This window comes from Pseudomonas sp. GW456-L13 (assembly GCF_017350115.1).
GTDB lineage: Bacteria > Pseudomonadota > Gammaproteobacteria > Pseudomonadales > Pseudomonadaceae > Aquipseudomonas > Aquipseudomonas jessenii.
In genome coordinates this window covers 1,223,061-1,240,149 of record NZ_JACNAS010000001.1, presented here as the reverse complement: position 1 = coordinate 1,240,149, position 17,089 = coordinate 1,223,061, and the positions used below count along the sequence as shown (strand labels likewise).

The following is a 17,089-nucleotide window of genomic DNA, read 5'->3' as shown; positions in this document are numbered from 1 at the left end:
AGATTATTGTTTTTTGGCTAACAGCAAGAGTGAGCCGCCGAGAGGAAAGGTGATGCCTGCCTTCAAAAGGTCAAACTCTATCTTCATAACGAATTCAAGGAGCCGATTGGTCCGGTCAGAAATATCGAACTCGTTGTTTACTTCCGCATTTTTTTGACCGGGGCGCTGTTGTGCCAGCCACATCAAGGAGACGAGCAGGGTGACAAAGGATGTGACGTATTGAACCTCAAGGTCGGCGCGGCCAACCTTGTCGACAAGCTCGCGTCGAGTGTAGCGGCGCACATGACAGGCGCGTTCATCCGCCGCGGACCACAGCCACCGTTGCTGGGGAACGGTCAGCAATAGATGACCATCCTTATGCAGTGCACGGGAAAGGTTCGCCAGTACCTGTTCATCTTCATTGATATGTTCGATGACATCAAAAGCGCCAATTACATCAAATCGCGCTGCATCGTTCATGGCGCGCGCGTCCAGCTTTTCAAAGCTTGCGCCGGGCACGCGTCGACGTGCGTGCATCAGGCCTTCATCGAAAAACTCGGTGTAGGTGAGTGTCGTTTCGGGATACTCCTGCTGAATCCCTTCCAGCACAAAGCCGGTACCGCAACCAATCTCCAGGAAATTCCGGATTTTGCCGATGTGAGATTTCAGCACCCAAATGATCACGCGGTTACGGGTGCGAAACCACCAGTGGCGTGCCTCTGCCAGGGCAAGCACTTCAAAGGCGGACTTGGGGAGCGGGGTGCGATCTGGGGGCATCAATCTGGCTCTCTGTTTTAGTTTCTGTCCTGCTGGTGATTTTCCCGAATAGTATCCCACAAGTAAATAAAGCCACCGCAAGTGGCAGGGATCAGGGCCATTAGAGTGTAGTTTGCCAGGGAGGCGCCTACAGCTATATTGGCTGGTACGTCTAGTAGACCATAAAAATAAACAAAAAAACCTTCGCGTACCCCAAGCCCGCCCACTGTTATTGGAACCATGGTCAGGATGGCGATGACTGGATAGAGAGCAAAGTGCTGAATGAAGGGGATGTCATAGCCATAGGCACGAAATACCAAATACACTACCGATATCAGGGATATTTGATAGCAGCAGATAAAAAGCAGGGATGACGTGAGCGCCTGCCGGTAGGGGAAGTTTATCGTGCTGGCATGAAGCTTTTGAATATACATCAGCAATAGAGCAAGTAACGAGTTTTTGACGGTGCGGTGGCTATAAAGTGCATGGATTTTTTTGCTGGTCAATATAATTTGGGTCACTACTGCTATGCTGCTGACGGCACCGACGGTCATGATGAGCAGCGTGTAGTTGTCTGATGCAGGTAAGAAGGGCAAGGCAAAAAGGGTAAAGGTACATAACACCAATAGTCCAATCATGCGCTCAATAATTACCGTACTGCCTGCGGTACCCCGCTTTTTCGGGTGGCGTCGTTCGATGTGAAGCATACGAAAGGCATCCGCTCCCTGTGTTGAGGGTAAAATCAAACCTTGAAATTGAGAGATCAGATTTATTTTCCAGAGGTTTGTTAACGCTTCGTCAATCGAATTGAGCCGCAGGAACACTTGCCAGCGGTTGGCAGAAAAAAAAGAACTCAAAGTGATTGGGATAACAGCAGCCAGCGCAAGGTAGTGCCATGCTGTAATGTCGCTGATTAATGCCGTTAGTTTAAGGTCAAATGTGTGTATGAGAAATGCACAGATAAAAAACGCGATCAACAATTTCAAAAACGTCAAAGGCATGCAGGGTGCTCAACGTAGGAGGGTGAGGCTAACGCTATGTAGATAATAGGCTGGTGAACCCTGTCACGGTCGAGAACGGCATGAGGGAGAGTGAGCATACTGTCTGCCTCCCTCCCTTACATGACAAGGGATGTCGGTTATTGCAGTTTTGATTTTATGTAATCGGCCAGGTCATTGATGGATTTAAGGTCTTCAATATCCTCGTCAGGGATCTCGATGGCGTAGTGATCCTGGATAGACAGAATGATGTTGAACATGCCGAGAGAGTCAATGCCCTGGTCGCTCAGGTTGATGTTGTCGCGCAGCGTTGAGGCATCTGCTACAACATCAGCCTGGGAAATAATGTTGATAAGTTGTTCTTTTGTCTGGGGCATGGTTAGTAATTCATCGTATAGGTGTTGAAGTTACCCCGGCCGGTACGTTTGTACTGCGGGAGGGAAGCTTGGTGGCATCGCTGGCAGTTGACGAGGTTGTCTGCAGGCTACTGAGCTGAACGGTGGTCATGTTGCCACACTCCATGCAACAGAGGGGGCTGCTCTGTTGCCTGCTTCAAAAAGATGCCGCACATTAGCAGCTGTCGTGAGAGGCGTGTAGTGTTGATCGTCGAGCCATAAGCTTCGCTGAACTGGTACCTCGCCTTACTGCAAGGTTCGAATGCTAGCGGTAGGCTACTCGACCTTGAGGGCGCTGAAGTAGAGCATGCCGATATGTTCTGCATTGAGCTCAATGCGACTACGGGTCAATCGAGTGCCCAGCGTCTGCTCAAGTGTCAGCCCTACCCCGCTCAAGTCAGAACACGGCGGCCACTTTGGGCTTTCCCAGCGACAGAAGACCCATTGGCTGCCACTGGGTATGCTCAATTCCTTGAGATGCAGTGCCTTGTTCATGGATACCAGCACTTCGATCGGAGAGAAGTCATCTGGCATGGTCGTCAGGGTCACTGACCGATGGGCGGGTGTGAAAACACATTGTTTTTCAACCAGCGACTCGTCGTAAGCACGTCGTGTGTCGGCGCAACCTTCGCCTTGAATCAATTTGCCTTCATGATCAATACCATCGAGTTGAAAGGTGAAGGTAGCGACAGCCTCACCCGGCAATGATCGAGGGGTTGATCTAGGCCACCAGTGACAGGTGAGTAGATGTTTGGTCATTCTACTGATTCTGAAGTCCAGCTTTTCGATCCGTGCGTGCGGTGCGTGGTGAGTGATGGCCTGCATCGTGGCATTGAGCATGTCGGACCCTTGTATGTAGGTTCGTTCGCCTTTGAATCCCAGTGATAGCTCGATGAAGTGCATCACTTTTGTTTCCTGAGGTGGGCTGTCATGTTAGCCCTGTGATTGATTGCGAAGTTTCCAGAAACGACGCCGTTTGGGGCGATGTCGCCGATGACAACCGAGCCCATTTTTATTTGTACCGCGTCGCCAATCACAAGGCCCTGTGCGATGGAGCAAGAGGCGCCAACCCATGCGCCGGTCCCCAGGCGTGTGCGTCCTGCAATAACGGTATTGCCAGAAATCACAGAGTTCTTGCCAATCACGGCGCCATGACCAATGTTGGTCATGATGCCGATCTGGCAATTTTCGCTGATGGTTGTCGGCTGCTGGAACAAGGACCTCGCGATTACTGCGCCAGCAAGTATCTGGCAACCCGATTCAATGCGTACACCGCCCTGATGTTTAACCACCATCAGCGTGCCGTTGTCGTTGCGTAGCGTGATCAAGCCTTCGGCGCCTACAACGGCATTTGAACCGATGTAGACATTGTCTCCGATCTCGACAGGGCCTTCGATCACCACATTTGCTGAAATTTCGACATTGTTACCCAGTGTGGCCAGTGGCGAGATAACGGCGCTGGGGTGCAGCGTGCAATTGTCGCCGATGCGCGGTGCTTGCGCAGCTGCGCACTTTGTCTCTTCACTCAAACGGTTGTAGAGGCGGAAAAAAGAGGTGCGTGGGTCGGCACAGAATACAATTGATTTTTCAGTCGCTAACTCTTCATTTTTTAAACTTTCGGGGCACAAGGCACACGCGACGTTGGGCGTAGCCAAAGCCTTTTGCAAATAGTGCAAGTTCTGACAGTACACCAGTGCGCCTGGTGTTTGCGCATCGATTTCGTCGAGGTGTGCAAAGACCCCATTGTTTAAAATGTGTTCAGCAGGGAAATAATCCACGACGCGGTAAGCGGATGTCATCTTTACTCCACATGCTCTTCAATAATGGGGAATTGACTAAGGTGGGTTGCATTTTCGACCAGTCTTCCGAGGTACTCGCCTTGCACACCTAGTGCCAGAAGGATGTTACCGGCGAGGAATGACAGCAAGATCGCGAGCGATGCCCAGCCTGGCACTATTTGATCGGTCAGGAGGGTGCGCAGCAGAACATACATAGCGAATAAAATGCTCGACGCGCTGACCAAAAAGCCCCAGATCGACACGTAGCGAAGTGGTAACAGGGAGTAATTGACGATAAGGAACGAAAGCGTTTTGAACATCTTGCCAAGGGTATAAGTGCTTGGGCCGCCATCGGCGCGCGGCGCGTGGCGAATGCTCACGTTCGCCATCATGCTGACGGGCACCGAATTAAAAAGCATCGCGGCGATATGTGGGTGTGAGCCCTGATATCTGGCGAGCTGTCTTGCCACCTGTTGACTCATGGCCCTGTAGCTCGAGAGGCTGAAACCGGTCGGTTTGCCCATGACCTTGCTAACCAGTTTCTGGTTGATGCGCGAAGCCATGTTGCGCCAGGCGCTGTGCTGTTTTTCAGCCATCGGGATCTTTCCGATGACGACATGCTTGCCGGCTTGAAGTTGATCAATAAACAGTGGGAGGTCTTCGGGGAAGCACTGCAGGTCATCGTCGATTGTCACGACACAGCGTTTGCAGGCATAGCCGATGCCGCACAACGTAGCATGTTGTTGCCCCTTGTTCTTCGCGAAGCGAACGACTTTGACTCTGCGGTCTTGTTCGTGCAGTGCCAGAGCGGCAAGCCACGTCTGGTCCGGGCTCGCGTCATCGACAAGAATAATCTCCCAGTCGTCGCAAATCTGATCAAGAGTCGCGCGCGCGCGTTCGTAAAATTGCGGGAGCGTACTTGCGCTTTTATAAACGGGTACCACCAAGCTTACTGAGACGGTTTTATCAATCACCTTGAGCCTCATCCTGATCATTCGATTGTGCGATGACGCATGCTGCTAACGCGTCCTGCCTGGATTTTACAGGCTTGTAGAGTTGTTGTTTGCTACTTGGCATCACGTGCAGAGGGGGGAGGGTATGCTATATGCCAACCGATTGGTAATCCTCAGGGAACCGGCCACCGAACACATGAACTACATTACTGCTCATGTAAAGTGGGCCATCAGGCTCTACCAGCCGCCAGGCGTCGGACAACTGTGTACAGGGCACCGAACGAAGGCGGCTGTGCGCGGGGCACTTTCGGGTGCGCCGGGCTCCTGAACCAACGCTGTCATCCCACAAAGTTTCACGTTGTCCGGCACAGACGAAGCATAGGCTGACCGCCAAAGGTCACGTCCCCGCGCCTCAACCCTCAGGAATAAAAAAATGATCGCAACCCTCGTCAAAGTCTCGCTGCTTGCCGGTGCTTTGTTGTTGAGCGCCTGTTCGGGTGTGAGTTCTCATCGTGATTATTCCGCCGACTCGGTGCAGCCAGCCGGGTTTGGCCCGGGGCCGACCAGCAGCAATCCCGACAAGATGAATTTCCATGGCAGTGCGCTCGGCAATAGCTTCGGCGAATACGGCTCAGGTTTGCTGCACGACGATTGATACGCGCTCCGCAATGAAGAAGGGCGCTCCTTTGGGGGCGCCCTTTGTTGTGCGAAAAAAACGATCCGTTACTTGGCGTCAGGCACCGCCAGCCATTGGCGCAGAATCTTCTGGTAGTTGCCTGTCGCCTTGGCCAGGTGCAGCCACTGATCGACGTACAGCTTCCAGGTGATGTCGTCGCGGGGCAGCAGGTAGGCTTTTTCGCCGTATTGCATGTAGTGCGTGGGGTTGACCGCGCACAGGCCCGGCTTGAGCTTCTGCTGATACAGCGCCTCGGATGCGTCGGTGATCATCACGTCGGCTTTTTTATCCAGCAGTTCCTGAAAGATGGTCACGTTGTCGTGCAACTTCAATTGCGCCTTGGGCAGGAAGGCGTGGACGAAGGCTTCGTTGGTACCGCCGGCGGGTTCGACCAGGCGAACCGTTGGCCGGTTGATCTGTTCGACGGTCTGGTACAGCGCCTGGTCTTCGCAGCGCACCAGCGGGATTTTGCCGTCGACGTCCAGGATGCTACTGAAGAAGGCTTTTTTCTGCCGTTCCAGGGTGACCGAGATGCCGCCCATGGCGATGTCGCACTTGCCGGCGAGCATGTCGGGCATCAGGGTTTTCCAGGTGGTGGGCACCCACTCGACCTTGACGCCAAGGCTGTCGGCCAGGGCTCGCGCCATGGCGATGTCGATGCCGGAGTATTCGCCGTCCTCGGCTTTGAGGGTGTAGGGCTTGTAGTCGCCGGTGGTACAGACGCGCAGCTGTCCCTGTTGCATGACGCTGTCCAGATGCGAAGGTTCTGCCTGGGCGCCAAGGGAGAGTGCGAGCAAGCCGCCGAGCATCATTGCTCTTTTGATTTTCGTCATTGTTATCGGGCTTTTGTGCTGGAGTGGTTTTGAAAGGGGAGTGTAGTGAAACTTTCACCGGTGTGAAAAATCAACGCCCCTGAAGATGACTCACTCCACTTCCGGGCTCAACGTACCCAGCCACGCCACCAACCCCAAAATCAATATCGCCGCGGCCATTTCCACCCACACACTGCGTCGAAGTGCATGGGCTGCCACGCGATACTGGCCCTCTCGCAACGACCGCTCCAGCAAGGGGCCAAGATAAAAGCGGTTCAGCGCCGCCAACACCAGCATCCCGGCAAACAGCAGTACTTTGATCGCCAGCAAAACTCCGTAGTGGCTGAGTAAAACCTCATCGAGCTTCGGCCCGACAATGAAGAGGTAGTTCACCACGCCCGTCACGGTGATGATCACAACGACCAGCGCACCGACAAGCTCAAATCGCCTGACTGCGTGAGCCAGCAACCGTATGTGCGCTTCGGTTTGCAGGGCCCGGGGTTGCGCCATCAACGCAAACGCCAGCAACGCGCCGAGCCAGACACCCGCCACCAACAGGTGCAGGATGTCCGTAGCGAAATGCCAATAACGGCGACTGCCTTCGTCCATGGCGCCATGCCCGCTCCAGGCCAGGCTGGCGAGGGCGATGCCGCCGGCCGTGGCGGCGATCACCAGGCTGATGCCGGGCGCGCGTGGGTTGAACATCAACGCCAAACCCGCGACCGCTAATGCAATCATCCGCACGGCCCAGGCCAACCCGACGTCTGTCTCGAACAGCATCATTTCGAGGTGAGGGCGCAACTCGGTAACGTCTGATTCACCGCTCATGACGCGGACCATCAGCACCATGCCGGCGATGGACAGCAGCGCGCCGAGCCCGGCTGTTCCCGTCAATAGCCGGCGAAAGGGCAAGACTGTCCCGGATAGCCGTTCCTGTCCCTTGAAGCTGTAGAGCCCGAACAGCGCCACGCCAAACAACAACATCAAATCCACATACAACACAAACCGCAGCACGACGTTGGCCGAGTCGCTCATCGATCATTTCACTTTGAAGGTGACGTTGCCGGTGATCGGGTGGGTGTCCGACGACACCGCGCGCCATTCGACCTTGTAGGTACCGGCAGCCAGGGGCGCTGCCGGGATGATGAACATGGTCTTCGGATCGCTGCCGCCGCTGACTTTGGCCTTGACCGGCATTGGGGCGTGGGCCATGCCGGCCATTTCGGTCATCAACAGTTTTGCACCGGAAAACTGGGTGACGAGGTTTTCGGAGAAGTGCAGTTCGATCTTGTCGGGTGATGCACCTTCTACGCCTTCCGCCGGGGTGGAAGAGAGTAGTTTGGGGTGCGCTTGAGCGAGGGTGCTAACAAGCAGGCCGCTGAGCAACGCGACTGCGATAGCGGTGGGTTTGAAGATGCGCATGCAAGGTCCTTTACCGCTCGAAGCGGTTGTTGTTGGTTTTGGGTGAGTCTGTTCAGAACCACATCCGAACACCGAGCACGAGGCGGGTTTCGCTGCGGTCCTCACCTTCGTCGTTAGCGTAGTCGGCGGTGTTGCCGTAGGTGCGGTTCCAGGTCACGCCGAGGTAGGGCGCGAATTCCCGGCGGATTTCGTAGCGCAGGCGCAAGCCAGCCTCGGTGTTGGATAGCCCCGCGCCGATGCCCCGTTGCGGATCGTTTTTGCCGTAGGCGTTGAGCTCGACGGTCGGCTGCAGGATCAGCCGATTGGTCAGCAGGATGTCGTAGTCGCCCTCCAGCCGCACGGCGCTCTGACCGCCTTCGCCGATGAAGGCCGTGGCTTCGGCCTCGAAGTTGTACAGCGCCATGCCTTGCACGCCGAACGCGGCCCAGGTTTGCGGGGCACCGGGTTTGAAGTCCTGGCGCACGCCGCTGACGACGTCCCACCACGGGGAAATGGCGTGGCCCCACAGGGCCTGGATTTCCGCGTCCTCGGTCACGCCGTTGGTGCGCTCGCCTTCGGAGCGCAGCCACAGGCGATCAATGTCACCGCCGACCCAACCGGACAAATCCCAGGCCAGGGTGCTGCCGTCATCGGCGTCCTGCCATTCCAGTTTGTCGGCGAGGAAAAAGGAGTTGAGCGTGCTGTCATGTACGTGGTGGCCGGCGGGATCGGCATACACCGCAGCGCGATCGGCATCGGTCAGCACCGGGATCGGCGTGCGGCTTTCGCTGGGGGCGGCGGGCTGCATCTGGCCCTCGTCCATGCCTTGCATCTGGCCGTGGTCCATCTGGCTATGATCCATGCCTTGCATCTGGCCGTGGTCCATCTGGCTGTGATCCATGCCTTGCATGTCATCGCTGGCGGCCATTGCCGTCGAGGTCACGAGTGCGAAAAAAACCGGGGTGAATCGAATCATGGGGCGCACCTCATTCTTCCACGCGAACTTCACGGAACATGCCCATTTCCATGTGGTACAGGAGATGGCAGTGATAGGCCCAGCGGCCGAGCGCATCGGCCGTAACCCGATAGCTGCGCCGGGAGCCCGGTGGCATGTCGATGGTGTGTTTGCGCACCATGAACTGGCCGTTCTCGTCTTCGAGGTCGCTCCACATGCCATGCAGGTGGATGGGGTGCATCATCATCGTGTCGTTGACCAGCACGATCCGCAGCCGCTCGCCGTACTTGAGGCGCAACGGCTCTGCATCAGAGAACTTCACGCCGTTGAACGACCAGGCGAATTTTTCCATGTGGCCGGTCAGGTGCAGCTCAAGGGTGCGGCCAGGCTCGCGGCCGTCCGGGTCTTCGAAGGTGCTGCGCAGGTCGGAGTAGGTGAGTACGCGACGCCCGTTGTTGCGCAGGCCCATGCCGGGGTCGTCGAGTTTCGGTGAGGTGGACATGGCTTGCATGTCCACCAGCGGGTTGTCGGTTTCCGAGGCCGGGTGGGACTGCATGCCGGGCATATCGCCCATAGCCATGTTGCTGTGATCCATGCCCGCCATGCTGCCGTGGTCCATGCCGCCCATGCCCATGTCATCCATGGTCACCAGGGGGCGCGGGTCCAGTGGCGGCAGCGGCGCAACCAGTCCTGTCTTCACCGCCAGGGTGCCCCGTGCGTAGCCGGTGCGATCCATCGCTTGGGCGAACAGGGTGTAGGCCGCTTCGGTCGGTTCGACGATAACGTCGAAGGTTTCCGCCACGGCGATGCGAAACTCGTCGACGCTCACGGGTTTGACGTACAGGCCATCGGCGGCGACCACAGTCATTTTCAGGCCGGGGATGCGCACGTCGAAGTAGGTCATGGCCGAGCCGTTGATGAAGCGCAGCCGCAGCTTTTCCCCGGGGCGGAACACCCCGGTCCAGTTCGAATCCGGTGCCTGGCCGTTCAACAGGTAGGTGTAAGTGGCGCCGCCGACGTCCGCCAGGTCGGTGGGGTTCATCTTCATTTCGGCCCACATTTTGCGATCGGCGACGGTCGGCCCCCAGCCTTTTTCGCTGACGTCGTGGATGAAATCGCCCACGGTGCGTTTGTTGAAGTTGTAGTAATCGGACTGTTTTTTCAGCGTCTTCATCAGGCCGACCGGGTCTTCGTCGGTCCAGTCGCTGAGCATCACCACGTAGTCGCGGTCGTACTGGAACGGCTCCGGATCTTTGGCGTCGATCACCAGCGGGCCGTAGACGCCGGATTGCTCCTGAAACCCCGAGTGGCTGTGATACCAGTAGGTGCCGTTCTGGCGCACGGTGAACTGGTAGACGTACAGGCCGCCCGGTTCGATGCCCTTGAAGCTCAGCCCCGGCACGCCGTCCATGTTGGCCGGCAGCAAGATGCCGTGCCAGTGAATGGACGTGCTGTCCTTGAGTCTGTTGCGCACCCGCAGTGTCACCGTATCGCCTTCACGCCAGCGCAGCAGCGGGCCGGGGATGCCGCCGTTGATGGTCATCGCGGTGCGTGGGTTGCCGCTGAAGTTGACCGGGGATTCGCCGATGAACAGGTCGAATTCATTACCGGCCAACACCTGCGGTTCGCCGGGACTGCTGATTGCCCAGGCCGGTGTGCGCCATAACCCGAGGCCGCCGAAGAGCCCGCCGATGGCCAGGCCTTTGACGAAGGTGCGTCTTGAAGTGTGGGAGTGCATGCCGTCTGTTCCGCCCGTCAGCCTGTTGAACTTGTCGATGAGGCTAGCAGGCGGTGCCTTTCAGCTGGCTGAGGCGAAGATTACAGTTTTGACAGGTTGGGCGTCGCTTACCGGCGTGAAGTGGACTTTTCCCTTGAGGCCACCGTGTCGCCGCTGCAGTTGATGTAGGACGATGACTTCAGCCAGCGTTGGTCCGGGTAGTAGGAAAACAACAACTGCCCGTCCTTCATCGAATCAATCAGCCGATGGGCAATCGCCGGTCTGACGGCCGGGCAACCCAGGCTGCGGCCGATGCGGCCATTGGCGCGGGCCAGCACCGGGCTGACATAGGGCGCGCCGTGAATGACGATGGCCCGGTCAAAGGCGTTATCGTTGAAGCCGGGCTCCAGGCCTTCCATGCGCAACGAGTAACCGTTCTGGCCGAGGTAGCTTTGCTGGGTGCGGAACAGACCGATGCTGGTGGCGTGGCTTTCGTTGCGGTTGGAGAACAGCGTGGCCATGTTTTCACCGCTGTTGCGGCCATGGGCGACCAGTTCGTGAAACAGCAACTTGCGCCGTTTAAGGTCGAAGACCCACAGCCGTTGTTCGGTCGAGGGCAGGGAGTAATCGATCACCGCCAGTCGTTGGGCGGGGGCGACACCTTGGGCACGGCTGCATTGAGTGGCACGAACGGCCAGGGCAATCACTTTGGCGTCGGCGCCGGGTGCTGCTTTGACCAGCGCGTTTTCAAGCGAATCGGCGTAGGCTGACGTTACTGAAAGGCACGTCAGTAAAATGGCAAATAAAAGGCCAAAGCGGATTAGCGCCATAGTCGGGTCTCATCATGATAATTTCGAGTCTAGCAGCGAGCGGAAAACTAGCCGTTTGAAACGGGGGATTAAGGATTATCCATGGTGCAGTTAACAAGGTCATTCGTCATAAGCCGCATATTTTTTATGGGCTTTCTGATCAGCGGTGCAGCGTTTGGGCAAGTTTCGCCGATTGAGCCGGTATCTGCGGCGAGCAGCACAATCGATGCCGCGGCGCCCGACGACGCGGTCGGCCAAGCGATTCAAGCGACCCTGGAACCGCTGCGATCGGCCTTTCCGCCGTTGCTCACGTCCAGGCGCCATCAGCGTGTGGATGTCAGTCGGGTGGTGCTGGATTTCTATATGCATCGCAACTATCGCGCCGCGTGGACGGATGATCGTGACGTGGCGCAATTACTCAAGAGCCTCGAAGCCACCCGGATCGACGGCCTGAATCCGGCGGATTTCCGCATCACCGAACTGGCTCAGGCCCATGAGTCGCTGGTGGCGGCCATGCCTTCCACGGCGCAACGGGCGATGTTCGACATGGCGGCGACCCGCACGTTCATCACCGCGCTGCTGCAACTGCGCCGGGGTAAAGTCGATCCGTCGCGGCTGGACATTCACTGGAATTTCGATCCTGCCGGCGGCAATGCCCACGAGGACATGAACAACCTGTTCGCCGCCCTCGATGCCCATGACGTTGCGCGTGCATTCGCCGATGCGCCTCCTCAGGAAGAGATTTACCGCAATTTGCGTGAAGGCCTGGCCCGGTTGCGCCAGGTCCATGATGCGGGCGGCTGGCCGAAAGTCACTGAAGGGCAATCGCTCAAGCCCGGCATGGACGGGGTGGCGGTGGCTCAATTGCGTGCGCGTCTGGTGGCGGGCGGTTACCTGGACGCGCACCTGTCGAAAAAAGCCGGTTACGACGACAAGGTCATTGCCGCGGTGAAGAAGTATCAGACCGAGCAGTACCTGGGGGCCGATGGCGTGGCGGGGGCGGTGACGTTGGCGGCGCTGAACGTGCCGGTCGAGGCGCGGATCGATCAGGTGCGGGTCAACATGGAGCGCGCCCGGTGGCTTTTGTACAAACTGCAGGGCACGTTTGTGATCGTCGATATCGCCGGATACAAGGTGGCGATGTACCGTGACGGTCTGCCGATCTGGCGTTCGCGAGTGCAGGTTGGCAAGCCGGTGCGCAGTACGCCGGTATTCCAGGCCGAAATCACCTACATCACGTTCAACCCGACCTGGACCGTGCCGCCGACCATCCTCAAGCAGGACGTGATTCCGAAAGTCCAGAACGATCCGGGTTATCTGGCGGCCAACCGGATTCGCGTGCTGGATCGCGAAGGCAATGTGCTCGATCCGTCGAGTGTTGACTGGAGCAACCCGCGAGGCATCCACCTGCGTCAGGATGCCGGCCCCGACAGTTCGCTGGGGCAGGTGGTGATCCGCTTCCCCAACGACTATGCGATTTACCTGCATGACACGCCGCACCGCGAGCTGTTTGCCAAAACGGTCCGGGCCACCAGTTCAGGCTGCATCCGCGTGGAAAACCCCTTGCAACTGGTCGAGCTGTTGTTTAACGACCCGGTGCGCTGGAACAGCGCCGGGATTCAAAAACAGTTGGCCAATGGCAGGACCGAGAACATCCCGCTACCGGTGAAAGTGCCGGTGTTGTTGGCTTACTGGACCGTGGACCTGAGCAATGACGGGCGGGTGACGTTCAAGCCCGACATTTATGATTACGATGCCAGGGTGCTGCAGGGCTTGAGTCAGCCTACGAAATTGCCAGCTCTGGACTTGCGTCGCGCAGAGATACCGCTGGTGGTGACGGGGCAGAACAAGCTGTAGCGAAAGACTGGAAACGGGCGGCGGAGCGTATTACTGATCACTTAACACACGAAACCTGTGGGAGCGAGCTTGCTCGCGTTGGCGGACTGTCAGGCACCCCTTACGTGACTGTCCAACCGTCATCGCGAGCAAGCTCGCTCCCACAAGATTTGCGGTGTTCAAACGCTTAACTGACTGGCATTAGCCCCTAAAGCGCCAGCCCTTGCTGGACCACGACAAGCAGATCGGTTTCAGTCAGCGCCACTGCGTCCAGCTGTGTGGTGGCCTGCTCGATCGTTTGTAGCCACCAGTGTGTTTCACCGTGTTCGTCCACGGTGCGCAACAGGGCGAGTTCGTTGTCTGTTGTGTGGATCTCGACCCGCCCCTCACCGTCGGCGGTGAAGCGTGCAACCGGGTCAAAGGTAATGCTGTGCCCGTTGCCGGTGATCACCAACTGGTCGATAGCGTAGTCGCAAGCGTCGCCATCGGGGTGGCTCTCGAAGACGTGGGTGGGGTTGCGCCGCAGGATCAGGCCAGCTTCGGTCAAGGGCTGTAGCCAGGTCTCTATCCGTTGATACAGTTCGTAGACCTGGCCCGGCCAGCCATCGATCGCCTGATCCGCGCTGGTCAGCCGTGTCTGTTTCAGTTTTGCGGCTAGTTCGTCTGCCTTGCTCATGTCGATTCCCTGTATTGAGGTTTGTTTAATCGTAGCTCGTTGACGCACAGGCAGCGCTTGCCCTGGGTCATGTTTGCAGCGCAGGCAGGGTGCGGACGTTGTGTCCGGGCAGCACCGACGGGCGGTGTGATACCGCTGGGCAAGTGGCCACCCATTTGTCCTGGATAACCCCGTAAACTACGCCACCCGAAGACTGAGGGCTTTGGGGCGTTGCCCATGCCTTGCCCCCGACAGGATGAACTTTTGCCCACGCGCTTTAACGACCCGGACCACGCCCCTGGCATCGCATTGAAACGCATACCGCTGCGCAAGGCCGCGGTCTTGTTCATTGCCACGGTGTGCCTGTGCCTGTGCGGTTTGCTCTACCTGCAATTGGAACAGTCCCGTCGCCACGACCTGAGCCTGGCGCAAGTGGCGTCTTCGAACCTGACGCGGGCCATGGCGCAGCAAGCCGAAGACACTTTCATGAAGGCCGACCTGGTGTTGACCAGCCTGGTGGACTGGATTCAGGTCGACGGGTTCGGCCCGGACCAACAGCCACGCTTGCAGCAGACCTTCGCTCGGCGCGTGCTGGCGCTGGATCAGTTGCACGGCATCCTGCTGTTCGACCAGAAGGGCCAGTGGGTGGTGACCTCGTTTGAAAATCTGCCTCGGGGGCCCGGCGTCGCCGATCGCGAGTACTTCAAGTATCACCAGCAGAACGTATCGTCGGTGGCGCATATCGGCCCGGCCATTCGCAGTCGGGAAAATGGTGAGTGGATCATTCCGGTTTCCAAACGGGTCAACGACAAGAACGGCCGTTTCCAGGGCGTATTGCTGGCCGGGATCAAGATGTCGTACTTCGACCAGTTCTTCAAAAGCTTCAGCCTCGACGACAACGGCTCGATGTTTCTCGGCTTGACCGATGGCACGCTGTTGGCGCGTCGACCTTTTGTGGAGGCGCAGATTGGCACGTCGTTGGCCCAGAGCGAGATTTTCCAGAAGTCCCTGCCACTGGCCAGCTCCGGCAATGCGATGTTCACATCCATCATCGATGGTGTGACACGCCTTTACGGTTACCGACAGCTGGAGGCGTATCCGCTGGTGGTCACGGCGGCATCGTCCACGGAATCCATTCTCGCGGGCTGGTACGACACGGCGTTTCGCTCCAGTCTCATTGTTGCCCTGGTATTGCTGGGCGTGGGGCTGTTCGGGTGGGTGTTCCTGCATCAGGTGCGTGTTGGCGAGCGGGTCGAGTCGGATTTGCGCAGGGCACAGCAAGCGCTGGAGCTGATCGCCACCCACGACAGCCTGACCGGATTGGCCAACCGCCGATTGTTCGAGCGGGCGCTGGACGTCGAGTTCGGGCGCGGCGCCCGGCAGGCGAGCCCTTTGAGCCTGATCATGCTCGATATCGATTACTTCAAGCGCTACAACGACACCTACGGCCACGTGGTGGGGGATCACTGTCTGGCCGAAGTGGTACGCGCGCTGAAGAGTTGCTGCCACCGCAAGGCCGATCTGGCGGTGCGTTACGGCGGCGAAGAGTTTGCGGTGCTGCTGCCGGACACCGACATCCACGGCGCCATGACGATTGCCGAGCAGATCCGCCGCAGCGTCATCGACAAGAACATCAGCCACACCGGCTCGCCCAATGGCTACGTGACGGTGAGTCTTGGTTGCTATTCGTTCGTGCCGTCGGGGCGTGACAGCATGGATGTGTTTGTCGAGCGGGCGGATGCGGCGTTGTATCAGGCCAAGCATTCGGGGAGAAACCGCGTGGCAACGTTGTCGATGGCCGGTGGCGTCGAGGCGTTGATGCGCTCCGACCGTTGAGGTGCTGTTGCTGCCGGTGGTCTGTCTCCCTGGTCTGGCGGAATTGATCGTCTAGAGTTCCGATTGTTCTGTCGATCCCGGCAGACATCCACTCGCATGGACGATCGCCAACATGTTGATACCTCAAACGTTGACAGCCGTTGCTTTGACCGTCGCAGCCACTGCCATCTTTCCGCTGGCCAGCCACGCGCAATCGAAAATCACCGCCGAAGAAGCTCACTCGATCGGCGTGGATGCCTACATCTATTTTTACCCGCTGCTGAGCATGGACGTCACTCGCAAGCAGTTCACCAACATCGAGCCGGGCAAGGAGTTCGGTAAAGGCCCGATGAACATGTTTGTGAGTGTGCCGCAGTACCCGCCTGCCGATTTCAGAGGGGTGGTGCGCTCTAATTTCGACACGTTGTATTCGATTGCCTGGCTGGACTTGACCAAGGAACCGCTGGTGATCGCCGCGCCCGATACCGATGGGCGTTTCTACCTGTTACCGATGCTGGATATGTGGACCGACGTATTCGCTTCGCCGGGCTGGCGCACCACGGGCACTGAGGCCGGGCAATTTCTGGTGACGCCGCCGGGATGGACCGGGACGGTGCCCGCCGGGATGAGCCACCTGCCGGCGCCAACTCCGTTTGTCTGGGTCATCGGCCGTACCAAGACTGATGGCGCGGCGGATTACGCGGCGGTGCACAAGATCCAGGCCGGTTACACGGTTACGCCGTTGTCCCGGTTGGGCAAGGAGCCTGAAGCCGTCACCGTGAAGGTCGACCCGGCGGTGGACATGAAAACGCCACCGAAGATTCAGGTCGATTCCATGTCGGCTGCCAACTACTTCACTTACGCTGCCGAACTGCTGAAAGTGAATCCGCCGCACAGCACCGACCAGCCCATGCTGGCGCAGATCAAACGGATCGGCATCGAACCCGGCAAGTCGTTCGACATGGACACGCTGGATCCGCAAATCCAGGCCGCGCTGCAAAGGGTGCCCCAGGATGCGCAGGCCTTGATGACCTGGAAAGTGCCGACCCTGGCGCGAGAGGTCAATGGCTGGTCGATGAACACTGACACCATGGGCGTCTATGGCAACTACTACCTCAAACGCGCCATCGTTACGCAGGTGGGGCTCGGTGCCAACCTGCCCGAGGACGCGATTTATCCGTTGAACATCGGCGACAGCAACGGCAAGCCGCTCGAGGGCGCAAACAAGTATGTGCTGCATTTCAACAAGGGCGAGGCGCCGCCAGTGAATGCCTTCTGGTCGATCACCCTGTATGACCCGGAAGGGTTCCAGGTCGCCAACTCACTCAATCGTTTTGCGGTCAGTAGCTGGATGCCGTTCAAGAACAACGCCGATGGCTCGCTGGATCTCTACTTCCAGAACGAAAGCCCTGGCAAGGATCTGGAGGCCAACTGGCTACCGGCACCCAAAGGGCCGTTCAACCTGACCATGCGTCTGTACGGCCCGAAAGCCGAGGCGCTGAATGGCAAGTGGAACCCGCCAGCGGTCAAGCCGATGTAGGCCTCAGGTCACTA

The 17,089-nt window shown here is 58.1% G+C and carries 17 protein-coding genes; 4 read left to right on the top strand and 13 right to left on the bottom strand.

Annotation, left to right across the window (positions count from 1 at the left end):
• Window positions 1-3: 3 nt before the first annotated feature.
• From J4D25_RS05605 to J4D25_RS05580, 6 genes are all read right to left on the bottom strand, one after another.
• Window positions 4-756, bottom strand: a complete 753-nt coding sequence (locus J4D25_RS05605) for a trans-aconitate 2-methyltransferase (protein ID WP_057715613.1) — start codon at window positions 754-756, stop codon at window positions 4-6.
• A 17-nt stretch (window positions 757-773) separates the two neighbouring features.
• On the bottom strand, window positions 774-1,736 hold the full coding sequence (locus J4D25_RS05600) for a lysylphosphatidylglycerol synthase transmembrane domain-containing protein (RefSeq protein ID WP_057715612.1): 963 nt from the start codon (window positions 1,734-1,736) through the stop codon (window positions 774-776).
• 137 nt (window positions 1,737-1,873) lie between these two features.
• Entirely contained in the window at window positions 1,874-2,110 is a 237-nt protein-coding gene (locus tag J4D25_RS05595; protein WP_057715611.1) for an acyl carrier protein, read from the bottom strand.
• A gap of 294 nt (window positions 2,111-2,404) precedes the next feature.
• The gene (locus tag J4D25_RS05590; RefSeq protein WP_057715610.1) at window positions 2,405-3,031 is read right to left on the bottom strand and encodes a hypothetical protein; all 627 of its coding nucleotides are present in this window, start codon (window positions 3,029-3,031) and stop codon (window positions 2,405-2,407) included.
• Window positions 3,031-3,927 (bottom strand): DapH/DapD/GlmU-related protein, encoded by an 897-nt coding sequence (locus J4D25_RS05585; protein WP_057715609.1) that lies wholly within the window; start codon window positions 3,925-3,927, stop codon window positions 3,031-3,033. Before J4D25_RS05585 ends, J4D25_RS05590 begins: the two co-directional genes overlap by 1 nt.
• A 2-nt stretch (window positions 3,928-3,929) precedes the next feature.
• The gene (locus J4D25_RS05580; RefSeq protein ID WP_157858931.1) at window positions 3,930-4,880 is read right to left on the bottom strand and encodes a glycosyltransferase family 2 protein; all 951 of its coding nucleotides are present in this window, start codon (window positions 4,878-4,880) and stop codon (window positions 3,930-3,932) included.
• A gap of 412 nt (window positions 4,881-5,292) precedes the next feature.
• On the opposite strand from J4D25_RS05580, the gene J4D25_RS05575 reads away from it, so the two are divergent.
• The gene (locus J4D25_RS05575) at window positions 5,293-5,514 is read left to right on the top strand and encodes a hypothetical protein (protein WP_057715607.1); all 222 of its coding nucleotides are present in this window, start codon (window positions 5,293-5,295) and stop codon (window positions 5,512-5,514) included.
• A gap of 68 nt (window positions 5,515-5,582) precedes the next feature.
• Here the strand turns inward: J4D25_RS05575 and J4D25_RS05570 are convergent, their stop codons facing one another.
• From J4D25_RS05570 to J4D25_RS05545, 6 genes are all read right to left on the bottom strand, one after another.
• A complete protein-coding gene (locus J4D25_RS05570; protein ID WP_057715606.1) occupies window positions 5,583-6,368 on the bottom strand; it encodes a transporter substrate-binding domain-containing protein in 786 nt (261 codons plus the stop codon).
• Between the two features lie 90 nt (window positions 6,369-6,458).
• Complete coding sequence (copD, locus tag J4D25_RS05565; RefSeq protein WP_057715605.1) at window positions 6,459-7,382, bottom strand: copper homeostasis membrane protein CopD; 924 nt, start codon at window positions 7,380-7,382, stop codon at window positions 6,459-6,461.
• Window positions 7,383-7,385: 3 nt separating this feature from the next.
• Complete coding sequence (gene copC, locus J4D25_RS05560) at window positions 7,386-7,769, bottom strand: copper homeostasis periplasmic binding protein CopC (protein WP_057715604.1); 384 nt, start codon at window positions 7,767-7,769, stop codon at window positions 7,386-7,388.
• Window positions 7,770-7,821: 52 nt separating this feature from the next.
• Window positions 7,822-8,724: a copper resistance protein B gene (locus J4D25_RS05555; protein WP_057715603.1), complete on the bottom strand. Its 903-nt coding sequence runs from the start codon at window positions 8,722-8,724 to the stop codon at window positions 7,822-7,824.
• Window positions 8,725-8,734: 10 nt separating this feature from the next.
• Window positions 8,735-10,441 carry a copper resistance system multicopper oxidase gene (locus J4D25_RS05550; RefSeq protein ID WP_057715602.1) on the bottom strand — a complete coding sequence of 569 codons (1,707 nt, stop codon included), beginning with the start codon at window positions 10,439-10,441 and terminating at the stop codon, window positions 8,735-8,737.
• A 107-nt stretch (window positions 10,442-10,548) separates the two neighbouring features.
• Window positions 10,549-11,250: a murein L,D-transpeptidase catalytic domain family protein gene (locus J4D25_RS05545; RefSeq protein WP_057715601.1), complete on the bottom strand. Its 702-nt coding sequence runs from the start codon at window positions 11,248-11,250 to the stop codon at window positions 10,549-10,551.
• A gap of 81 nt (window positions 11,251-11,331) precedes the next feature.
• Between J4D25_RS05545 and J4D25_RS05540 the strand changes: the two genes are divergently transcribed.
• On the top strand, window positions 11,332-13,086 hold the full coding sequence (locus J4D25_RS05540; protein WP_057715600.1) for a murein L,D-transpeptidase: 1,755 nt from the start codon (window positions 11,332-11,334) through the stop codon (window positions 13,084-13,086).
• A gap of 187 nt (window positions 13,087-13,273) precedes the next feature.
• Here the strand turns inward: J4D25_RS05540 and J4D25_RS05535 are convergent, their stop codons facing one another.
• Entirely contained in the window at window positions 13,274-13,741 is a 468-nt protein-coding gene (locus J4D25_RS05535) for a hypothetical protein (protein WP_057715599.1), read from the bottom strand.
• Between the two features lie 243 nt (window positions 13,742-13,984).
• Between J4D25_RS05535 and J4D25_RS05530 the strand changes: the two genes are divergently transcribed.
• Both J4D25_RS05530 and J4D25_RS05525 read left to right on the top strand, forming a co-directional pair.
• Window positions 13,985-15,556, top strand: coding sequence for a GGDEF domain-containing protein (locus J4D25_RS05530; protein WP_057715598.1), 1,572 nt, complete (start codon window positions 13,985-13,987; stop codon window positions 15,554-15,556).
• Window positions 15,557-15,668: 112 nt separating this feature from the next.
• Complete coding sequence (locus J4D25_RS05525) at window positions 15,669-17,075, top strand: DUF1254 domain-containing protein (protein WP_057715597.1); 1,407 nt, start codon at window positions 15,669-15,671, stop codon at window positions 17,073-17,075.
• Window positions 17,076-17,089 lie beyond the last annotated feature (14 nt).